Below are 20,528 nucleotides of genomic sequence, written 5' to 3' on the forward strand. Positions count from 1 at the left end.
TAGGGGACTATCATACTTGACTTTTAACTTAAAACCTTTGTCAATATCCAGTATTTGTGCTATAATTTTGTTGCTCCTGATATCATTTCTCTCTTTTTATTTTTATTTTGTGCTCTATGAGAAGTGATATCTTTTTTTACCCCTTTTGTCAAGTACCTCATCAACCATTTTTATTATACAGCCATTTTTTAGAAAACATTCCTCTTTTTCAATTGATAAGGTATCAATAGGTAAAATATTCCAAGTATGCTAGTTATTATTCCGAAGACAAAGAACAAACTTTTCAATGAAAAAAATACTGCCATTATCCCCGCAAAAGCATAAGAAAAAGGTCTCAGCGAATTATCTATCGTTGATCGCAACGCAAAAACCCTTCCCCTTGTGTTTTCAGGGGTAATTCTTTGAATCAAAAGATTTTCATTGATGTTTCCTATCTCAGTCATAACACCTAACATCAACAAGGCAATCAATACGTAAATATAACTGTTAACTATACCAAGAGAAGCCAGGAATACTCCTGCCAAAACGGAGGATAGCATTAGTGCTACGTACTTCATTTTTATTTCTTTAATGGATGATAGAACAAAGGCGGTTATAAAAGAGCCTGCGCCCAACATTGTTTGCATAATTCCATACTCACCAGGACCTACTTTCAGTATCTCACTAGCCAATACGGGTAGGAAAACGAATATAGTGGTTCCAAAAAAATCATCTAAAGTCTCTAAAGTTATCAACCCTTTAAGCTGAACATTGGTCCATATCACTTTGAAACCTTCTTTGATATCTGAAAAGATCAAACCAGTTTTTCTAGCTTCCACTTTTTTTCTGCCCTTTTCTTCTGCTTTAATGAACATTTCAGAAACTGCCGAAAAAATAAAAGTCAAACCATCGATTAAAATTGCCCATTTTATTCCCACTAAAGACACAATCACACCGCCGATAGCCATCCCAATAAGTTGAGAAAGTCTATCTGTCATTGAAATCATGGCGTTAGCTTGAGAAAGCTCATCATCGTTTACCATAATCGGGATTAACGACAACAAAGCAGGACCAAATAAAGTACCACAGATCTGTAATCCAAAAATGGTTATTATCAATACCCAAATTTGATAGAAATATGTTCCAAAGAAAATACCGAGTAAAATAAGGATTCCACCACTTATTAAATCTGTTATCACAAGAATATTTTTCTTTTTCCATCTATCTGCCCAAACACCTGCAAAAGGAGAAAAAATAATATTCGTAACAGCTATAGTACTTAAAACAGTACTAACTGCACCTACCCCGCCTATCTCAGCTGCAGCTGACCAAAGAATAGCTATAATAAAAATAGCAGATCCGACGCTGGATACTAGTCTACCGAAGAACAAAAGTAGAAAATTACGGTTTTTTATTAAAAGATGTAACCCTCCAGTTGATTTTGACATTTTATCTCCCCCTTTAAGATTTTTGAATATCATAATAAATATTCTACAAAGATTATAATATATTACTTTAAAAAAGTCAAGTATTTTATTAAAATTTTTAAAGTAATGCCGTAATTTAAATAAAAAAGTAACTCCCGCATGCTACTTCGGGAATTTACTCTTAAGAGAAGATATTATACTGTCTTCTATGATATTTGATAATACAATATAAGTATAAATAACTATTTTCTTTGAAAAATGAGTGGGTAGTAGAACGCGTATACTCTCTGAACTTTTAAGTTCGTTCTAAAGTTTGTTCGCTACCCACCTTCCGCCCATAAATCCGATACTTGATTGACCTTTCAAGGCCGTATTAGCAAGGATGATTGTAAAAGGCGGATTTTCAAACAATACTAAAGTGGGGTGAAAAAATATGTATTTTGTAGGTATTGATATTTCTAAAAATTCTTTTCATTACTACGTCTCCAATTCAGATAGAATCAAAATCGTTAGCGGTAAACTCAAACAGAATATGAGTGGTTTCACAACTTTCGACAAGATCCTTAAAAAGAGTTCAGAAAAAGTGAAACTCTTCGTCATTCTAAAAACGATAATATTGATTCCAAGCTGATCTCCATTTGGTTAAAAGGAAATGCCCCGAAGGGGTTCAAGGAAATAAATGTTCTTGTGAATAAATTTTACAACATTCAACTAACAAAAAGCGAATCAATTTCAAAGACATACTTACTATCTAACCACTACCCTATTTCGATGACAATTAATTATGATCTAACACGACCTTAAAACTCGGCTGTATACTAAAAATACTTTTTGAATAAGGTAAAAGGAGAGAAAGATGTTAATCTTTTAATGAGTAAACCTTACAAGAAATACGATAACGCTCATATGGAACGGCACTGAGACTTTGCTTTGGGCTTCCTTCAGATTCCACTTCACGATGAACACCCTAGTCTTCGACTACTGGTTTCTGCCATCTACCCCACAACAGGCTTTCACCGCTTAGCTATTGCCCACGCTGACTAACCTTTAAGAAGTAGATAAATTAATTTTCTATCTCCTATTCCTTTCTAAACGGGGATTTAGGTAAATTGTCTGGTAGAAAATTTACTTTTTCTCAAGCGCTCTTTTACAAATAATGTTAGATATTTTTCTGGATCATATTTAACATTAGAACAAACAGATTTAGACATATCTCCATTTTCACTTAAAGCTTCCGCCAAGCAACCACCTCCACATAGAGCAAAGACTTCACATTTTTTACACTTATCTTGGTTAAGAGGGTTATAACCTTTCAGTGTTTCTAAGTTCTTTAAGTATGCTTTGTTAGGTTTTTCATCATAAATTGTTCCAATTACAAAATCATCCATTTCACCACTTGTGCCCCAACAAGTAGCTATTCTTCCGTCTGGTAATATATGAAAAACTTTTAAGGAATTAGCTCCACAATGTAGCATCCTTGGAAACGATAGAGGTAAATCTACATTTTTAAATCCTTTAAAGCGAGCTAATTCATGGAATTTTAAAGACATTAACCCCCACTGTGAAGAACTACATGTTAACCCTTCAAGTTTATCTCTTATGGTTTCACAAAAGTTTTGAATTTGATGAAAGCCCAGAATTAAATTACTTTTTTCTGCATATCCATTTTTTTTCAAGTAATCTAATAAGTCATTTATTCCGCTTATATTTTGAGGCCATACATTTATCCTCAAAATAACTTCTTTACAGTACTTCAAGGCATTATCCAAACCTTTAATTACATCCTGGAACGACCCTTCTCCATTTCTATAAGGTCTCATTTTATTATGATAGTATTCGGTGCCATCCATAGTAATTTGAGTAGAAACCCAATTATGTTTTTCAAAAAACCTGCATTTTTCTTCATCCAATAATGAACCATTAGAAATTAATCTTGTTGATAAACGATTCTTACCTACTTGACTTTCTAACTTCGTTACTATTTCTTGAATTAAAGGGAATTTTAAAAGTGGCTCTCCACCAGTTAATGTTAAAGTTAGTTTCTCATCATCGGAGGCATCAAATTTTTTCTTTATAAAATTTACTATTAGCTCACTATCATTTTTTTTAAAAGTTATATTTCTATTTTTGTTTTCTTCACCTTGAAAACAATACACACAATTGAAATTACAGTTCAAAGTCAAATATAGTACAAAAGTAAGAGAAATGTCATTTTTTGCTTTCTCAAAATTAGTATAAAGTATTTCACTTTCTATGGCCTCATTCTTGACAATAAAACCATTTTCATAAAGATATTTTACAACATTTGGGTTAGAATCTAAATAAGAATTAGGGTTTTCTACAATATCTTTCACTGCGGTGTCACCTATCATTACCTTTGATGTTAGATTAGAAAGAAAAACAAATTTCCCATTTTCATAAGGTACAATATATGTAGTTTTCGCCTTTCTCAAATTTTGCTTTTCCATAATTATTTCTTACCTCCTCTTTCAAAATAAATATTTATTGTCTTCCGTAATTCTTAACTCGCTTTAAACAAAACCTTTTAATTCAAAAATTTAAAAAATATCTCCATCAACGTAAGTTACATGCAATCTGCTTTAGCTCCCCTTTGTCCAGCAGCTCATCCCGAGCAGGATGAAAGGACACCGCCCGTAACCCTTTTAAAATCAAAGTCTTGTTTTCTGAAATCCTTTTTGGTTCTCTTCCAAAAAGTGTGGGTAGAAAAAATTAAATATGAATAAATGATTAAATAATCTGGTATCATGTAAGAAAACACAGAATAGATAAGGAGTGATATCAGAGAAGAAAAGAACTACCAAAATTCTTTGAGCAGATACTGAATATAACAGATCCATGGTACATAGCAAGGATAGAACAACATGGAGATACAATCAACATATATGTGGATTTCAAAAAAGGTGCAAAGTTTGAATACAACGGTAAATATTACAGTGCATATACTCCCGTCCAAAGGATATGTTCCCCCTTTCAAAGCTGGAGCAAGGTAACACTTTCAAAAAGCAAAGATAATATTTGATAAATTCAAAGAAATATTCGATTACAATAAATCTTCTTATGCTGCAAAGTATTTTCTTTAGTGCCCTAGATAAACTTAATTTAACTCCAGCTTACTTACCCACTTTTTTCATGAGAGAACCATTAAAATTATTCATATTAAAGCTAAGAATGCTGCCCAGCGTAATAATTCCATTCTCTTATTTTGTACTAAACATTACCATTGCCACACATATCATACTTACAAGTTGACTCAAATTCGACGTTATTCAATTCTATTATCTCTATTTTATCCTTTGTGTTATTTTCCATTATGAAAACACCTCCTTTCCCAAAATCTTTAGTTAAACCATTGTATAAAGTGTTCAATTTTAATAGAGTAATAATACTATTTTTACGCTGGGCAACATATAGGACACTGATTAAGATAACTGATACTAAGAACCATTTGAACAGATATTGAATATAACAGATCCATGGTACATAGAAAAGATAGAACAATAACCCGATACACTCAATATATATAAAGACATAGAGTCCATATGTATGGATATGTCGGTACCTTTCAAAGCTGGAGCAAGAAAACATTTCCCAAAAGCAAAGATAATATTTGACAAATTCCATGTACTTAATGTATTAAGTGCCCAACTTGATAAAGTGAGAGCCAGAGAGAATAAAGGGTACCATGAGATACTCAAAAGGACGAAATACTTGCTATTAAAAAATCCTAACAACCTTACCAAGAAAGATAAAGTTAGACTCGATGAATTGATGGAATATCAACATCTTGGCACACTTCAAGCCTACGGATCGGTACTTGAGTTTAAAAAGATGTTCGATTACAAGAAACCTTCTTATGCAGCTAAGTATTTTAAACGATGGTATGAAAAGGTAATAGAATCAAATATACCCGAAATGATTAAAGCCGCTAAGACTCTCTTAAATCACATAGAAGGTATCTTGTTACACATAAAAACGAATATTTCAAACGGTAAAATAGAAGGTATGAACTCTAAACTTAGAGGATTTACTAAAAGGGCTTTTGGTTTTAAAACATTAAAGAATTTAAAAATCACTATCTTTATTGCCTTTGTTGCTTCTTGTACAAAGTAAAAGCCCTAACCAAGCATTTACCCTACTTCTTCCACAACACTTACCATCTCTGTGGGTTCTACTCCATCTGTTGATCCTGTAATGCGACCATCTCCACCAAAAACAAATATACCACTCAATAGCAGACCTGTGATCAACAAAACAACAAAAAATCCCTTCATCCTTTTTCACCCCCTTGAATTATTTTTTTAATTTAAAACTAATATTTCAAATAATCTAACCCTTTGTTTTAATCATACACTTTCCCATATGGTTTTCAAGTGTTTTTTTTAATTGGTATCAAATATGTATTGATAAAGAATTACAGAGATTGGTCAAAAAATACTTATGTTAAAAATCAAACTCGATAATTTTTGTTATCTTTAAATTACTTATATTTTCTTTTTCTTTTTATTATCTGTATTATGGTACAATTATGTTTGAATGGTTTCGGTCTATTTTTAGAAAATTTCTATGTTGAATTGAAGTAAACGAATATTCTATTATTATAACGCTGTGTAAATATTTCGTGAGGATAGGGAGGTTCTTAGAATTAATCTTCGATCTTTGGTTGAAATTGCGAATAAAGGACAGTTTATAAGACCTATTTTGAATTATATTGTTCATTACTTAGAAAGTGATGGATCAGCTAAAAATAAAAACATCGTCAATTACATAAACGTTTTGAAATTAAAATGGGATGTTAAATATAATGAAGCCCTTGAGATAATAGATGAAGAGATAAAGGGATTGAAAAAAGGTAGTTTGTATTGTCTAATTTTAGTTGAAAAGATAAGTATTTTAGTCAATCTTTCTAGAAATGAAGAGATTAAAGAAGTATTCAATCAATTGAAGGAAGAATTCGAAAAACTTCCTAAGTATTTAAGAGGAATAGTCGTTGAGAAGTTAAAGAATGTTCGTGAATTAAATTTTGAAGAAAAAGATTTGCAAACCATTAGGATTTGGAGTGAAAGTTATGAAAATACTCCCGCCACCAAAGGCTTCATATTACTATCAAAATCAAGAGGAAAAAAGAATGAAGAACAATACGATGAAGCAGTTTGTTTAAACATCGAAGCATTTAAGATTTTAAAAACTGTTCCACATCCCTCTGGTATGGTGCAAGCTTTAAACAATATATCTTGGTGGTTGAAAGATACAAACAAAGAAAAGGCTTTAGCTTTTACCTTTCCATTGGGATTCTATCTTGGTTACTATTTCCATGATGATAACTTTGATGTTTTCAATTCCCTTGATACTACATTTCAAGTACAAAAGAATAATAACGATCCGTTGTTTTATGAAACCGCCTTTATTTTTTCACGCTTAGTTTCATTGTTGAGTGTCGATAAGAAAAAAATAATATGGAATAAGTTTGAATATACCATTCATGATGTCAGACGTTTTGTTTTGAATATTAGAAATAGAAATTACTTAAACACAAAAACGCTAAGAGATTTCATAAGGAAAGAGATAGGAAAAGAAAAGATACCCATAGATTCAATAAATGTTTCTGAAAGAACATTAAAAGAGTTTTTATCTGCAAAGACACAGTACATTCAACCAAGTATCTTGAGAAACATTATAGATGCTCTTGAGTTTGAAATCACCACATCCGCACCTATATGTATAATCAAAGAATTGAAAAAGAAGGATATAGATAAAAAGTTTGAGATAAACCTTGAAAAGTTTAAAAACCTTTCAAAAGAAAGGCAAATATCAGAACTCTTTACATCTTACCTCGTTCATTACTACAAAGAAGAGATCGATCTAAAAAAGATAATTAAAGAGATACAAGATGACAGTTTAATTGAAGAAAGATGTGATTACTACACTAAAGAGTTAATAAACTCTGTCTTTGAAAGAAATCAAAAGATAGAGTTTAATTCTTTACTAACAAACGCTCAAGAACCAAAAATCTACACAAACAAAAATATAACCTTCAAAGAACATCCTTTTTATTTGGGAAGGGAAGAAGTTGTAAAAAGATTTATGAAAGACTTAAATAAAAAGAATTTAAAAGAGTTCATTGAAAATTACATTGGTCTTGATACAAGACAAAAAAAGACGATAGAAAAGTTCATAATGAATTACGGTAGGTACTATGATTTAAAGGTAAAGGATATCCCCAAAGAATTCACACCGAAAGTACCAAAAGAGATTAATCCATTCGTGAAAAAATATACGTTGAAAAGAAAACCTTCTGCCCTTTCTTTTTATGTGTTTGAAGGGGAAGAAAGAGAAGAGTTTGTGGAAATTATCAGCAATTTTTAAATCGGGTAGGAGGTAGATAATTAATTAATTAATTAATTTATTTATTTATCTACCGTCCTTCCTCATCTTCCAATGAGTATTATGACCTCTGCTAACTTCTCAAGATTCAGCCATACATTGCTGCATGGGTTGCCTTAACAGCATGTTCTTGAGATCTCCCCAGGTAAGTGCAATAACTTTCATCCCATATATCCGCCAGATCTACTCCGTGAAGTTCTGGATAGCTGTTGGACTTCGTTTTGTTAGGCAAACTCGTCCACTCCACTTAGCCTTGTATCTGGTTCTTGTTCATCGGACCGGGACTTTGTCTTGGGCTTCCTTCAGATTCCACCTCACGATGGACACCCTTGCCTTCGACTAGTGGTTCCCGCTACCTGGCCCACAACGGACTTTCACCGCTTAGCTATTGCCCATGCTGGGCAACTTGGTCGGCTTTTAGTTTAAAGTATGGTCTATTTTTTGTCTTTAAGCTTGAGATCTTATAATAGATTTTTATTCAATAACTTATCTATCTTCAATTGGAAAAGATACGTATTTAGGAATACCCTGAGTTTGACAATTACAAAAATGTAAGAATTCTAAAACAGGCATGAATAAATGTAAAAAAGCGTTTTTTGCTTTCTGTGTTTTTCAAAAGTGTCACTACATCAAAAATTTTTTTCAAAAAAATAGGCGATTTATTCTCTCAAACTCGCTTTCTTTCGTTCGGTTTACTGAAAAACCATCTCTCAACTGTCAAACTCAAGAGAACACATTGTGATGAATTTCATATCTTAGATCATGCAAAGAACGCTTGAATTAGAACAAAAATATTTGTTATTAAGTGCAACTAAAATACTCCAAGACAAGCGGTTTTTATGCATGACGCAGGTTGAACCTGAGTAAAAAATTTTCTTTTATTTTCTTCAACCTCTTCAGGACTTGTCTGAGTAATGTTACCGAGCCTATACCTTTTATCATCTTTATGTTGATAACATGGATATATACTTCCATCCGAATCGATTACTATAGATTGTCTTGTGAAAGGGCAATCGCTCAATCTTGGAGGAGCTCCAAACTTCATAATTGAATAAATTAATCCTAAATAGTATTCTTTATTATTTTGTTTAGCCCATGAATTTAAGCTGTTTAATATTAAAGATTGTTCTTGCTTGGAGCAATTACCTAAAAATAGTGGGTTATCTTCTCCAACTGCAATAGGATGAAACCTGATTCCAAAATTATTCCGCCTTGCAAAATTTATTAGTTCTTCAATTTGATCAAAATTACCTTTACTAATAATAGAGGTCAAATACCTGCGCCTGACCTTATGATCGCGTAGTTTTAAAATCCCTTCCATTGTTCTTTCAAATCCACCACGATGTTGTTTGTGATAATTAGAAGATATACTGTCTAAACTCACACAAACCTCAACATTATTATCACGAAAGAAACTTGCATGTTTATCAGTTAGTAATGTGCCATTGGTCAAAACTCTGGTATCAATTCCGTATCTTATAGGTATCTCCACAAACTCAAAAAAATCTCTCCTTAATAAGGGCTCTCCTCCAGTAAAGGTAATGGATTCTATTTTCATTAAATGCATGCATTTTTCAACCCATTGTTCAACATCTGAAGGTTTTAAACGAGTGGGAGAATAGTGAAGGTTACCTACCTGGTAATAGCAATAGGAGCAACTTAAATTACAACCACCCATAATTAAAAAAGATTGATGGAGCATCTCTTCACCTCTTATTGGAAATATCCCGAAAATAACTTTATCAGGAAATGAATGTCTATTTTTGCTGCTGATGCAAATCTGCTTAAAAATTCATCAACTTGAACAATTCGAGTGCTAGAACAAAGTAACTCATTTAAAAGATTGAAGTAACTATTTGTTCCTAATGTTTCAAATATATCGTGCCATTTCAACAATAGAAACGCATACTTTTGAAATTTATTATTTGAAATTTCATTTTTTTTGTACCAGTTTAAACGACGCTCTAAAAAGGAATGCCCAAAACGGTAAGTATCATATAATAACTGTAAATGTTCTGCTATTGTTTCTGTAAGTAACGATGCACCTTTACCCCTAAACTTAATATTATTTCCAAACCACTGATGAGCGATTTCATGGGGTAAATAACTAAATAGTAGAGTTTCTGGACTGGCTAGCAATTCCTTTCGAAATAATATTAAATGTGAAAAACTTACTGCATTCGCAATATCTCCTGAATATGTTGAAATGTGAAGATACTTAAGAGGTTTAAAGTGGTCTTCATAATATTGAATAATTTTTGTAATTTCTGATTTATAATCCCATTTATCTTTAAGTGGAACATTAGATATAACTGATCCGTAATAATAACTGTATTGAAAATTGCTAGGTTCGGTCTCTATATTAATTACGATATTTCTAATATCTTCAAAAAACAATTCATTTTTGTTAGCTATACTATGATTTGAAGAATAATAAAGAGAACTATCATTAATTTTTACAACAGCTGGACAAGAAATTGTCCAGGTGGGGAGTGTAAAAGATCCTTTTTGTGACGTTAGCAACAATGAAGATACATCTTCCCAGACAAGTATATAACTTAAATTTATCCTACTTATTCCTTCATGAAGTGCCCCAATAATAAAAGGGCCAAATCTTTGATAATCAACAATCATTAAATCATTGATTGATATTTTTTTTATTTTTTTTATTTTTTCTTCAACTAATAGTATCAAATAAGAGTCTATATTAACTCCTCTTATTTGGTACTGTACATTTAGGGTCAATTCATTTCCTACTTTTTCGATTACAATATTTGCTTGGCATTTATCAAAAAGCTCATCTCTACCATCAAAAAAAACTGTTAGCCACTCTATCGTATTCTCAGTATAGTAAGCAACAAAAATCTTCCTTTCTCCTTTTTTACCAAAAAGGACTAAAAAGAACTGATCCCCATCTTCGATAGGTATATAAGGAATTAAATCGTGAAAGTCGATCCAATTACCGTTAAGAGATAAAATTTCTATCTTTTTTTTATTGTAAAGAAAATGTCTTATTGTCATGACATAAATCATTCCAAAATTGTTATCGTAGGTTCATCAATTATGATGTCATAATGATACTCAGTGGAAATTTGCCCACCTATATCTGTATTGTTACCAAAACCAAAATGGCAAGTTCCGTAAGCCTTTTCACCTGAAGATAACGAAAATAGCTTAGCCATTGATCTATTGGTGCCTATACCAAATTCCCCTAAAAAGGATTCATTAGGTATTTTAAGAAACCTTTCATCTTCAAATCTAGCAACACCATTCTTTATACTAATCTCTATCTTTTTCTTACCCACTTTTGTTACTAGTACTCCATTTGAAGCTTTTTCAATGGGCGCAAAAAAGACCTCTCCACATGGCAGTTGCAAAATACTTTTATTCGTTTTGTTAATAAGACAATCTTCAGTATGGATAGGGCGCTCTTCTCGTTTAATTAATATGTCGGTACCGTTACTGGTAGTTATTCGATATGCACGTCCCCTATTCAACCAATTTTTTAAGCGTTCATTTTCTGTATGAACATTTGAGTAATCAGCACATAAAGCCCGGATATATAAGTGACTTACTAGTTCTTTGAGCGAAGATTCTATATCTTCAGGTGGCCAGTCAATCATAATAGTAGGTTGACCAGAGGTTTGAAGTTCGATAAATCTCTCATGCAAGCGTTTTTGAAATATATAATCGCGGGCTTCTATTGGTAGTCCGAATATCGTCAAATCAGCTTCGTAGAAACCTAACGGCTCAATAAAAAATAATCCATTTTCACATCTTTTGGGAATCCACGAGTTAATATCTTTTTCTTCATTAGGAATACGAACCATTATAGTATTAACTTCATATTTTTCCAATACGTTTTTAAGTTCTATCCAAACGTATTCATTCTCTTTAAAGATAATGATCACTTTTTTAAATTGATCAATTACTCCGCATTCAGATAGTACCTTATGGAAACAAGTATTGATTTCACTATTTTGATTTCTCGACATTCTGTACCCCTTCTCTCACAGTTCTTATTGCAGTACCGATTTTGATTAATAGTGTAATTGTAATAAGGCTTCCTATAAATGCTAACAACCAATTGTAGCGAAAACCTATCTGATCCGCAATATAACCACTTACTAAAGGAATAGTAAAACCAAACAAGGATCCAGCAGCAGAAATAGCTGAAATATAAGATGCTCTCCTCTCACTTGGAATGAAATCATGAACCCATACTGAACTTGCACTCTTATCTATGCCCAATCCCAATTCGATTAAACTAGCTCCTAAGTAGAAAGCAACAATTGAAGTGTGAGAAACAATTGTAATAGAACCAATTGCAATTAAACCTTGTCCTATTATTGATACTTTCACACCTTCAAAACGCTTTAGAAGTATGCCTGCTAAACTATTTCCAACGGCTAATACTACAAGAAAAATAGCCATTGTAAAACCTAAGTATGCGGTAGACAATTTAAGCTCTTTGACCATATATAATTGCCATATCATTACAAAGGTCTGGAAAGCAATTCTTCCTGTCATAGAGTAAATCAAAATTAATCTCATTGTGGCACTTTTAAAAATATCAATTGTGTTTCGAACAAGGGCTTTCCTAAATGAAATTGCCCTATCTCCGTAATTTTCATTTAAAATAAAAATAAGCATGATCGATGTTCCAAGTGCCATTATACCAGCAACTAATAAGGGAAAATCCGGACGACCAATTGCAAGAACAGAGGACAATAAAGCCACGATAGCGCCGAATATTAGTGAAATTGCATTTGCATTCGGAAACACTTTCGCTTTTAAATGCGCTCGACCCTCTTTAGTAATTTCATCAACAAACCAAGCTCCTGGAGTACCACTAATCAATGAAACGCCGACTGCCCACAATAAAATACTCAAGATAAAAGTAAATAGATTATTTGCTTGGAAGAATACCAGTAACCCGATGGACCATATAAAAAATCCTAACACTAACGATCTTTTCCTCCCGTATTTATCAGCAATGTTTCCAGTTGGAAAGTCAAATATACTTAACGCTATTGAAGAAATCGCTAATACCTGGCCAATTTGAAATGAAGTTAATCCCCTTAAACCCATATGAGCAACATAGACGGTTCCGAATAATTTATCAATACCGTTATAAAGGATAATAATAAAATAATATTTCATTATTGTAGAGTCGGGTTTCATTGATTTACCAAAACGCCCCATAGGTCAGATCCTCCTGTTTTTATAAGATTATTATCGATACCATTTACCTCACTGTATTTTTGTATAGCTAAGATACCCACAAGGGGCGCCAAAGTATCAATTGGATTTAAATATGCTTCAAGTAGAATTGATGCAATAATTTCAGAAGGCAAGTCGGTTAAGTTAGACAAATAAGACATTGAAGATGACCAGTCAGCATTCTGTTTGTGAACGCATAACACCGCCAAAGCCTTTAGAGCCATAACAAAATGATCCCTTTTATTCCAAAGGTTCATTTCTTCATCAAAGTTCAATAATAAATACTGATCTTGGACATACTTTGCCCAACCTTCTATGAAAAAAATGTTCTCATATGATAATCTGCATAAATTATTCTTGTTACTTGAATAGTAAAGTGTGCGTTCATAATGGTGGCCAGGGTATACCTCATGTACTAAATCTAAGATAAGTTGGCTTTGGTTACTATAAGAGCTTGGTCTACAGAAAAAGTAAAAGGATGGTTCATTCGTTAATGTATTAACTATCGCGTACGAAGCTCGTGGCTTGTTAATATCTTCATCGTTTAGATCATTTATTAATGAAATTTTTAAACTACCAAGTAACATATTAGAGATATCAAATAGACTAGCGAAGGCAATGGATATGTCTTGTAATTTTTTTTTAATCCAAGCTTTTTCAACCTTAATACCATTCTTTTTAGTTCGTATCTGAGAAGCAATTACTTTGGTATCTGATATTATCTTCAAGCATTTTTCTCTAAGGAACTCTGAATCTATCTTAATTCCAGAGATGTCATCAATAACCCTTTCAAGCTGATTTAAATTCCAAGGTTTTATAATCGGATGTAGGACTGTTTTGTCCTCCAACCTGTTTCTAAACTCTTGTAGAGGTTTTAAAATAGACTGTATAAATTTTTCTGATTCCCCCCGATTAACTAGGACTTCCTCGAGCATTTGAGAAATACGTTTTAATTTTATAGAACCCCATATTCGTTCTATGGAGGGCACCCTTTGCCAATCTAAATTTTCGATGGCAGTAAAACATAGATCAGGTATAGACTTTATACGAGCATCAAACCATTCCTTACTAAAGCTTTTCGATAATTCAGATTGGAATATATCCACAAAAAAATTCAGCTGTCGTTCGATATAAAAATAAGGTCTCGTCTGCCATTCTGACAAAACATCCATTTCAAATAATCTATAATTTATTGATTTAATTAGCATTTGAAAATCAATTGAATCCTCGTGAATAGCTAGTAATTTATTTTTTAGCTCATATAATTTATTAATAGAAGATGTTATTACTGACTTATTAAGTGTTACAAACGGAACCTGGCAATCTAATCCCCATCTCATTATTCTTCCCGGAAGAATTTTTTGCACGACTTTTAAATACTCCTCACATAACTCCGTCGTTTTAACTTGATCAAACCTCGCTTCTTGTTCTATTTTTACTCTATTACTTTCCATCTTCCAGCACCGTCCTTAGGAAATATTATTAAATCATATATTGAGTTGGTTTTGAATATTTGAGACAGGAGTCTTTCCCAACCAAATGCAATTGTATAAAGAGGTGGAGCTCCATTTTGAAGAGCTTCAATGTAGTAATTATAATCTTCCAAATTTATATTCGCTCCCCTGCTTGCAACAATTAAGTTCTCCTTAAACTTTAGAGCATCATGTTCTTTTTCACCACCACTTGCAATTTCTACGCCATTTAAAATTAAATCATGACTTCTTAAATATATTTTTCCATTTTCTTTATAAGTACGACCAAACAAACTTCTACTAAAATGTTTTAAGTACTTTAATTCCTTTTCATTTAACTCATCCATTTTAAATAAATATGGGAAGTTCTCCACCCATCCAATACCTATCTCTTTTATTGATTGGTTTAAGTATTTCGCCAATTGTCGACAAAAAGCTTTTATTAGTGGATCGTACCTTTCACTCTTAGGTTGAAGTATAAAAAGTGTAACATCACTTTTTATATTAAATTTAGAAATCCACGCCTTAAAATTTTTCAAGTGGATATTACCATACTTTTTCACATTTCCACCCGACATGGTCATAATACCTACATTTTCGAAGTACTTACCTAGAGATTCAAGCAACGTTCGAAGAACAAATTCAGGCAGTAATGATTTTACTAATACACCTTGAAAAAGACTATCAGTTTGAGAATTAATAATTTCTTTCGAATAAATAATTGGAGTTAGAATCTCATTATATCGAAAGTCAGGTCGATCATTACCAAATTTCATGATTGATTCATCGTACGTTATTCGAGAAAAACTATTTGAAAAACCTTCGCCTTTTAAATTGTTTATGAGATGCGAAATCAATCTCTCAGAAAATTCTCTTCCTTCTTCCATGCTGGTAAAAGCCATAGTTAAGTGTAATTGGTTAAATTCTAGTGACTTAGTATTATCATCTCCCTGGGGATCCCACCTAAAACAGCGAGAAAATTGAAATGTCCTTTCAAGACCGCCAATTGCAATTAATAGTGATGGAACTAATGGAGATTGAAGGAGGGAATACATTGAATTATGAAATTCAGGATGAACAGCCTCTAACTCCAGCTGCCCATATTCTCTAATAGGCGGCTCCCATAAGATGGGTGTTCTTATTTCTATAAAATTGTTTTCTAATAGAAAACCTCGAACAAGTTGTTCAGCGATATTCATCTGCCGAAGTAAGTTCACATGTTCTGTTTGTCTATATTTTTTTATTGATTGAACTTTATCATTTGAAATAATTAAATTCGATCGGCTGATTATGCTCAATTCTTTTACCATTATTTTATTACCACAATAAAGCCCTTTGACCTGGACACGGCTTCCTATTTCAGAAGAAAGTTTTTCATCGATATCTTTTATAATGATTGCACCCGTGAAATCACGAACAATTAAGTCTTCATTGGATACGGCTAACCAACCGCAAATTTTTACCATAGAATTTTCTGGTAATTGATCCAACTGTTTAATCAATGTTCTCTTTTGAAGATTCACCTTTTCACCACCCACTCGACCATATCTTTATAAAATTTACATCGATCTGGATTTAATTCTCCCCTGCGTAAAGCCAGTTCAAGGCTGCAAGGACCACCACAGATTTGACTAGCAATGCAAGTATCGCATTCAGGATGATCAGAAGTGTTATAATGCCACAATCTGAATTTTGATTCTTGCTTTATCTGTTTTGGGTCATCCGATACACATCTATCGTCTTGGTGATGAACAAGACAATAAGAAAAATCGCCTGTTGCAGAAATATATATTGACCACTCTGCTTCAGCTTCTCCACTATTTCCATCCACACAACGACCAACTTGAGCAGACTTTGATTTGATTATTTTGGGAATGAACGTCCCCGGTCCAACGAAATTAACATTTTTTTCAATGCAGTATTCCCACGCCTTTTGAGTGGCTTTCGCAAGACCATGTCCTTCTACCTCCCAACCTGCCTCTGTCGGTTGAGGAGAATTAACACCAACAGTTGTTGCTCCCAAATCTTCAACAAAATGCTTAACAATTTCTGGAATATGAACCAAATTGTCATTCCGCGGTGTAAGCAAAATATTAACATTTCCACCTGAACTCCTAAAATTATGAATTCCTTGTAAAACTCTATCATATGTTCCTTGCCCTCCTTTAAACACGCGACTTTTATCGTTAAGGTCTTTCCACCCATCAAGGCTAAATGCTACATCAAAATTCCATTTGTTTAAATAATCTGCAATTTTTTTTGTCATAAGAGTTCCATTAGTTGTAATTATTTGTGAATAATTGCTTATATTATTTTTATTTTTCGCATCAACTAACATTTCATTACCCCTCTGTATTAGATCAAATTTTAGAAGTGGTTCCCCACCAAAATATTGTACACGTGGTACGTTTCCTCGATTCTCCTCAATAAACCAGTTCATAATCTCAACAAATTTTTCCATACTCATAACTGGCTGACGATGCTTATAAAATTGTTGTTGAAAACAGTAGGAACAAGCCATATTGCATTGCTCAGTAAGATCAATGCGCATAAAACCTATTCTTCCCTTCTTCTCTCTCAGTGCCTTACTCCGCAGTTCCCTCAATCGTTTTAATGCTTGATTTGACTCGTTTTCCTCTTTATAAACAATAATTTTTGAATCAAATAATTCAGATAACTCTTTAGTAATGTTTACACACTTTGAAGGAACCAAATATTTATTTATAATTTCGTAGTAAGATTGTTCTCCTTCAAATATTTCAAGATTCAAGCTATTGAATATTATTGTTTTATCACCTTTTTTAAATGTATGAAGGTATCTTGATTTAACAAGTTCTTTTCCTAATTTTATCATTCAAATGCCCCACCTTTATATGTTGTAATAGTAACCCGAAGAAGGGAGGAACACTTAGTATTCCTCCCTTTTTAGCTTACTCCTCGTTTTTAAGTACGATTTCAGAAGGCTCGGTTTCAATCCTAGCAAGTGCTTCAAGAATTTCTGTTTCAAATTCGTTGAAATCACTTTGAAAAAAAGCCGCATCATGTGAACGACAGCACATATCACCCCAGCCACTTAAGTAAACTTCCTTTTTTGCTAGCATATGGTTTCACCTCCTTAATAAGAGATTTTATATAGTGTCTTCAGAAATTCTAAAACATGCATTGTAACCAACTTTTAATACCTTCAATATTATACTTTTACCTCCTCACTGCATAATTTATTTGATACCACATTTTTATTATCTCGTAAGGAGGTCATTCAATTGTCATTGTCGAGTAGACATCATCCTTCCGGTTTAATGACCCTTACAGAACCGTACGTGCGGATTTCCCGCATACGGCTCTTCAGTAGTGCATCACTGTCTTCAGGACAGAGTGTAAGTTAAGTGATATATCTTTGGTACAGGCAAAGGATTAAAGTGGAGAAACTGCTGAAATTGTTCCCAGTTGTAACTCCTTTTCTGACTGCGTCTGTTTATCCACTTAAAGTCCACAGTTGACCCACAGGACATTTTCTTATTTTAGGGGCAAGGTAGTATAATAAATATAAATTCTTAAAAGAGGTGATTTTTGTGAAGTCTTACCCCTCCGAGTTAAAAGCTAACGTTGTTAAAGAGTGTGTCGAAAAAGGTGTTTCTTGTTCTCAACTTAGTAAAACTTACAACATCCCTACCAGAAATATCTATAAGTGGGTTAAGAAGTTTAGAGATTCTGGTGAGAATTATTCTTGCTTTTTCAATGGCTCTTTTAATAAAAATTCCATTGTTTCTCGTGGTTCTAAGATTCCTCCTGTGGTTTACGAGAATTCCGGTGTCGATTTGGATGAGATTTCTCGGCTTTGTATGGAATATCCCGAACTCGCTCAGACTCTTCAGAGTTTGAAGGATTTGGTGATCGAAAAGGATATTGAGAACAGAGTTCTTAGAGAACAAGTTGAGTTTGTAAAAAAAAATTTGAATCAGAGAAAATGATGGAAAATAGACATGCTGATTTCAAATCTACACCCATTTTGGATATTCAATATGTCAATAGGTTACATAGAGAGTACGGCGTTTCTCTTTCTTATCTTTTTGAAGAGTTCAACGTGAAACCTAACACTTATTATTACAAGACGAGGCTCTTCTTGGATACCAGTTCTTTGTCAAAGAAAAAGCATTCTAATTCTAAAACTCGAGGTTTTTGCTATACTGTGAATGGTGATAAGGTTCCTGATGAATTTGTAATCGCTGAACTAATAAAAATCAAGGAACATCTCAATATGTATGTCTCAAAGCATTATTTGAAAACTCTTGGTTCTACTAAGCTGTGTGCGTATTTCAAGAAAAATTATGGAATAATTATCAATCACAAAAAGATGAGCCGTTTGAAACACGAAATCGGTTTGGTTGGAAAATATACAAACCATTCACCACATCCAAGAAGAGGTCCTCAAAAACATATTGCAACAGCTCCTAACCAGTTTTGGGAAATGGATATCAAATACTTCAAAACTAAAGATGGTTATGTACAAGTGTTCAGCATAATTGATACTTTTGATAGACAAATCGTTGGTTCTTACGTCGGTCCATCATGTAAATCAAAGGATATAATTAAAACAATCTTTGAAGCTCTTAGGCACAGAGGAATATCAGGAAAAGGCTTGATTATTAGATCAGATAACGGTACTCAGTTCACTTCTTTGTTAACAGAAAATTTTATGAGAAATGTTGGTATACTTCATGAGTTCGGATATCCACATAATCCAGATTGTCAAGCCTTTATCGAATCTTTTCATTCGAGTGTCCAAAGAGAGTTTGTTCCTTTGAATACCTTTACTAATATTAGTGATTTCACTATGAAATACAAAGTGTATTTGGATTTTTATCTTAATATTAGACCTCATGGCTCTTTGAACTACTTGACACCAAATGAGTTCCATGTTTCATACAAAGAAAATAGAATAAAAATTAAGGAAATCAAAGAAAAACTTACCATTTTTGAGTAAAATCGAGTTACTCCTCTCTAATTTCTGATATTCGGGGTTCCGTCCGGTTTTTTTATGCGTATTTCCCTAAAAAATTCTTCAATTCTAATTACTTTTCTATTTTTTTAAGAATTATTTCGATTTTCAAAGAGCATTTTGGATAATTATTCAATATTTTAGTTCTTTTTCTTCTTGCCTTAACTTATTTTACCTTTCGTTAATCATTGTTTTGACCCATTTCTGAAGCGTATATCTTCCAAACACTTATCTAGTTACTTTCTTTAATCTTGTAAATTTTTTTTCAACTGTTGCTTCTTGTACAAAGTAAAAGCCCTAACCAAGCATTTACCCTACTTCTTCCACAACACTTACCATCTCTGTGGGTTCTACTCCATCTGTTGATCCTGTAATGCGACCATCTCCACCAAAAACAAATATACCACTCAATAGCAGACCTGTGATCAACAAAACAACAAAAAATCCCTTCATCCTTTTTCACCCCCTTGAATTATTTTTTTAATTTAAAACTAATATCTCAAATAATTCAATCCCTTATTTTAATCATACGCTTTTCCATATGGTTTTCAACTGTTTTTTTAATTGGCTTCAAATATGTATTTATAAAGTATTACAGAGATCGGTCAAAAAATACTTATATTAAAATCAAACTCGATAATTTTTGTTATCTTTAAATTACTTATATTTTCTTTTTCTTTTTTTATCTGTATTATGGTACAATTATGTTTGAATGGTTTCGGTTTATTTTTAGAAAATTTCTAAGTTGAATTGAAGTAAATTTATATTGTATTATTATAACGCTGTGTAAACATTTCGTGAGGATAAGGAGGTTCTTAGAATGAATCTTCGATCTTTGGTCAAAATTGTTAATAAAGGACAGTTCATAAGACCAATTTTGAATTATGTTGTTCATTACTTAGAAAGTGATAAAACAGATAAAAATAAAAACATTGTCAATTACATAAACGTTTTGAAATTAAAATGGGATGTTAAATACGATGAAGCCCTTGAGATAATAGATAAAGAGATAAAGAGATAAAGGGA

19 protein-coding genes are annotated in these 20,528 nt (G+C 32.6%); 6 read left to right on the forward strand and 13 right to left on the reverse strand.

Annotation, left to right across the window (positions count from 1 at the left end; all coding sequences use genetic code 11):
- Window positions 1-188: 188 nt before the first annotated feature.
- A complete protein-coding gene (locus X928_RS07980; RefSeq protein WP_012209357.1) occupies window positions 189-1,427 on the reverse strand; it encodes an MFS transporter in 1,239 nt (412 codons plus the stop codon).
- Between the two features lie 412 nt (window positions 1,428-1,839).
- Between X928_RS07980 and X928_RS07985 the strand changes: the two genes are divergently transcribed.
- Window positions 1,840-2,037: a hypothetical protein gene (locus tag X928_RS07985; RefSeq protein ID WP_041534128.1), complete on the forward strand. Its 198-nt coding sequence runs from the start codon at window positions 1,840-1,842 to the stop codon at window positions 2,035-2,037.
- 469 nt (window positions 2,038-2,506) lie between these two features.
- On the opposite strand, the gene X928_RS07990 is transcribed toward X928_RS07985, so the two are convergent.
- A complete protein-coding gene (locus X928_RS07990; RefSeq protein WP_169926350.1) occupies window positions 2,507-3,760 on the reverse strand; it encodes a radical SAM/SPASM domain-containing protein in 1,254 nt (417 codons plus the stop codon).
- Between the two features lie 1,195 nt (window positions 3,761-4,955).
- Between X928_RS07990 and X928_RS07995 the strand changes: the two genes are divergently transcribed.
- The gene (locus X928_RS07995; protein ID WP_255420134.1) at window positions 4,956-5,537 is read left to right on the forward strand and encodes a transposase; all 582 of its coding nucleotides are present in this window, start codon (window positions 4,956-4,958) and stop codon (window positions 5,535-5,537) included.
- Between the two features lie 17 nt (window positions 5,538-5,554).
- Here the strand turns inward: X928_RS07995 and X928_RS10105 are convergent, their stop codons facing one another.
- Window positions 5,555-5,698: a hypothetical protein gene (locus X928_RS10105; RefSeq protein WP_155811093.1), complete on the reverse strand. Its 144-nt coding sequence runs from the start codon at window positions 5,696-5,698 to the stop codon at window positions 5,555-5,557.
- 370 nt (window positions 5,699-6,068) lie between these two features.
- Between X928_RS10105 and X928_RS08000 the strand changes: the two genes are divergently transcribed.
- Window positions 6,069-7,790, forward strand: a complete 1,722-nt coding sequence (locus X928_RS08000; protein ID WP_103079261.1) for a hypothetical protein — start codon at window positions 6,069-6,071, stop codon at window positions 7,788-7,790.
- A gap of 106 nt (window positions 7,791-7,896) precedes the next feature.
- On the opposite strand, the gene X928_RS10190 is transcribed toward X928_RS08000, so the two are convergent.
- The 9 genes from X928_RS10190 to X928_RS10110 form a co-directional block, all read right to left on the reverse strand.
- The gene (locus X928_RS10190) at window positions 7,897-8,040 is read right to left on the reverse strand and encodes a hypothetical protein (protein WP_196793027.1); all 144 of its coding nucleotides are present in this window, start codon (window positions 8,038-8,040) and stop codon (window positions 7,897-7,899) included.
- Between the two features lie 579 nt (window positions 8,041-8,619).
- A complete protein-coding gene (locus tag X928_RS08010) occupies window positions 8,620-9,510 on the reverse strand; it encodes a radical SAM/SPASM domain-containing protein (protein ID WP_012209360.1) in 891 nt (296 codons plus the stop codon).
- An 11-nt stretch (window positions 9,511-9,521) separates the two neighbouring features.
- Window positions 9,522-10,829 carry a hypothetical protein gene (locus X928_RS08015; protein ID WP_041534130.1) on the reverse strand — a complete coding sequence of 436 codons (1,308 nt, stop codon included), beginning with the start codon at window positions 10,827-10,829 and terminating at the stop codon, window positions 9,522-9,524.
- An 8-nt stretch (window positions 10,830-10,837) separates the two neighbouring features.
- Window positions 10,838-11,803, reverse strand: a complete 966-nt coding sequence (locus tag X928_RS08020; RefSeq protein ID WP_012209362.1) for a M29 family metallopeptidase — start codon at window positions 11,801-11,803, stop codon at window positions 10,838-10,840.
- On the reverse strand, window positions 11,784-12,992 hold the full coding sequence (locus X928_RS08025; RefSeq protein WP_245857212.1) for an MFS transporter: 1,209 nt from the start codon (window positions 12,990-12,992) through the stop codon (window positions 11,784-11,786). The genes X928_RS08020 and X928_RS08025 overlap by 20 nt, the downstream gene beginning before the upstream one ends.
- On the reverse strand, window positions 12,989-14,485 hold the full coding sequence (locus X928_RS08030; RefSeq protein ID WP_103079263.1) for a DUF885 family protein: 1,497 nt from the start codon (window positions 14,483-14,485) through the stop codon (window positions 12,989-12,991). The genes X928_RS08025 and X928_RS08030 overlap by 4 nt, the downstream gene beginning before the upstream one ends.
- A complete protein-coding gene (locus tag X928_RS08035; RefSeq protein ID WP_103079264.1) occupies window positions 14,467-16,026 on the reverse strand; it encodes an amino acid--tRNA ligase-related protein in 1,560 nt (519 codons plus the stop codon). The genes X928_RS08030 and X928_RS08035 overlap by 19 nt, the downstream gene beginning before the upstream one ends.
- The gene (locus tag X928_RS08040) at window positions 16,023-17,357 is read right to left on the reverse strand and encodes a radical SAM protein (RefSeq protein WP_103079265.1); all 1,335 of its coding nucleotides are present in this window, start codon (window positions 17,355-17,357) and stop codon (window positions 16,023-16,025) included. Before X928_RS08040 ends, X928_RS08035 begins: the two co-directional genes overlap by 4 nt.
- Before the next feature lie 76 nt (window positions 17,358-17,433).
- Window positions 17,434-17,604 carry a hypothetical protein gene (locus tag X928_RS10110; protein ID WP_169926351.1) on the reverse strand — a complete coding sequence of 57 codons (171 nt, stop codon included), beginning with the start codon at window positions 17,602-17,604 and terminating at the stop codon, window positions 17,434-17,436.
- 471 nt (window positions 17,605-18,075) lie between these two features.
- On the opposite strand from X928_RS10110, the gene X928_RS08045 reads away from it, so the two are divergent.
- Window positions 18,076-18,474 carry a transposase gene (locus X928_RS08045; RefSeq protein WP_169926352.1) on the forward strand — a complete coding sequence of 133 codons (399 nt, stop codon included), beginning with the start codon at window positions 18,076-18,078 and terminating at the stop codon, window positions 18,472-18,474.
- Window positions 18,474-19,487: an IS3 family transposase gene (locus X928_RS08050; protein ID WP_169926353.1), complete on the forward strand. Its 1,014-nt coding sequence runs from the start codon at window positions 18,474-18,476 to the stop codon at window positions 19,485-19,487. Before X928_RS08045 ends, X928_RS08050 begins: the two co-directional genes overlap by 1 nt.
- Window positions 19,488-19,811: 324 nt before the next feature.
- Here the strand turns inward: X928_RS08050 and X928_RS10115 are convergent, their stop codons facing one another.
- Window positions 19,812-19,955 carry a hypothetical protein gene (locus X928_RS10115; RefSeq protein WP_155811093.1) on the reverse strand — a complete coding sequence of 48 codons (144 nt, stop codon included), beginning with the start codon at window positions 19,953-19,955 and terminating at the stop codon, window positions 19,812-19,814.
- Between the two features lie 367 nt (window positions 19,956-20,322).
- On the opposite strand from X928_RS10115, the gene X928_RS10290 reads away from it, so the two are divergent.
- Complete coding sequence (locus tag X928_RS10290; RefSeq protein ID WP_041534131.1) at window positions 20,323-20,523, forward strand: hypothetical protein; 201 nt, start codon at window positions 20,323-20,325, stop codon at window positions 20,521-20,523.
- Window positions 20,524-20,528 lie beyond the last annotated feature (5 nt).

The sequence above is a fragment of the Petrotoga miotherma DSM 10691 genome (assembly GCF_002895605.1).
In the GTDB taxonomy this organism is placed as follows: Bacteria; Thermotogota; Thermotogae; order Petrotogales; family Petrotogaceae; genus Petrotoga; species Petrotoga miotherma.

Excerpts from the sequence above, each read along its gene's own strand:
- X928_RS10290 (WP_041534131.1), top strand. The coding sequence starts at position 20,323 with ATGAATCTTCGATCTTTGGTCAAAATTGTTAATAAAGGACAGTTCATA.
- X928_RS08020 (WP_012209362.1), bottom strand. The coding sequence starts at position 11,803 with ATGTCGAGAAATCAAAATAGTGAAATCAATACTTGTTTCCATAAGGTA.
- X928_RS10110 (WP_169926351.1), bottom strand. The coding sequence starts at position 17,604 with ATGCTAGCAAAAAAGGAAGTTTACTTAAGTGGCTGGGGTGATATGTGC.
- X928_RS08050 (WP_169926353.1), top strand. The coding sequence starts at position 18,474 with ATGGAAAATAGACATGCTGATTTCAAATCTACACCCATTTTGGATATT.
- X928_RS07980 (WP_012209357.1), bottom strand. The coding sequence starts at position 1,427 with ATGTCAAAATCAACTGGAGGGTTACATCTTTTAATAAAAAACCGTAAT.
- X928_RS07985 (WP_041534128.1), top strand. The coding sequence starts at position 1,840 with ATGTATTTTGTAGGTATTGATATTTCTAAAAATTCTTTTCATTACTAC.
- X928_RS08025 (WP_245857212.1), bottom strand. The coding sequence starts at position 12,992 with ATGAAACCCGACTCTACAATAATGAAATATTATTTTATTATTATCCTT.
- X928_RS10115 (WP_155811093.1), bottom strand. The coding sequence starts at position 19,955 with ATGAAGGGATTTTTTGTTGTTTTGTTGATCACAGGTCTGCTATTGAGT.
- X928_RS10105 (WP_155811093.1), bottom strand. The coding sequence starts at position 5,698 with ATGAAGGGATTTTTTGTTGTTTTGTTGATCACAGGTCTGCTATTGAGT.
- X928_RS08010 (WP_012209360.1), bottom strand. The coding sequence starts at position 9,510 with ATGCTCCATCAATCTTTTTTAATTATGGGTGGTTGTAATTTAAGTTGC.
- X928_RS08040 (WP_103079265.1), bottom strand. The coding sequence starts at position 17,357 with ATGATAAAATTAGGAAAAGAACTTGTTAAATCAAGATACCTTCATACA.
- X928_RS08015 (WP_041534130.1), bottom strand. The coding sequence starts at position 10,829 with ATGACAATAAGACATTTTCTTTACAATAAAAAAAAGATAGAAATTTTA.
- X928_RS08030 (WP_103079263.1), bottom strand. The coding sequence starts at position 14,485 with ATGGAAAGTAATAGAGTAAAAATAGAACAAGAAGCGAGGTTTGATCAA.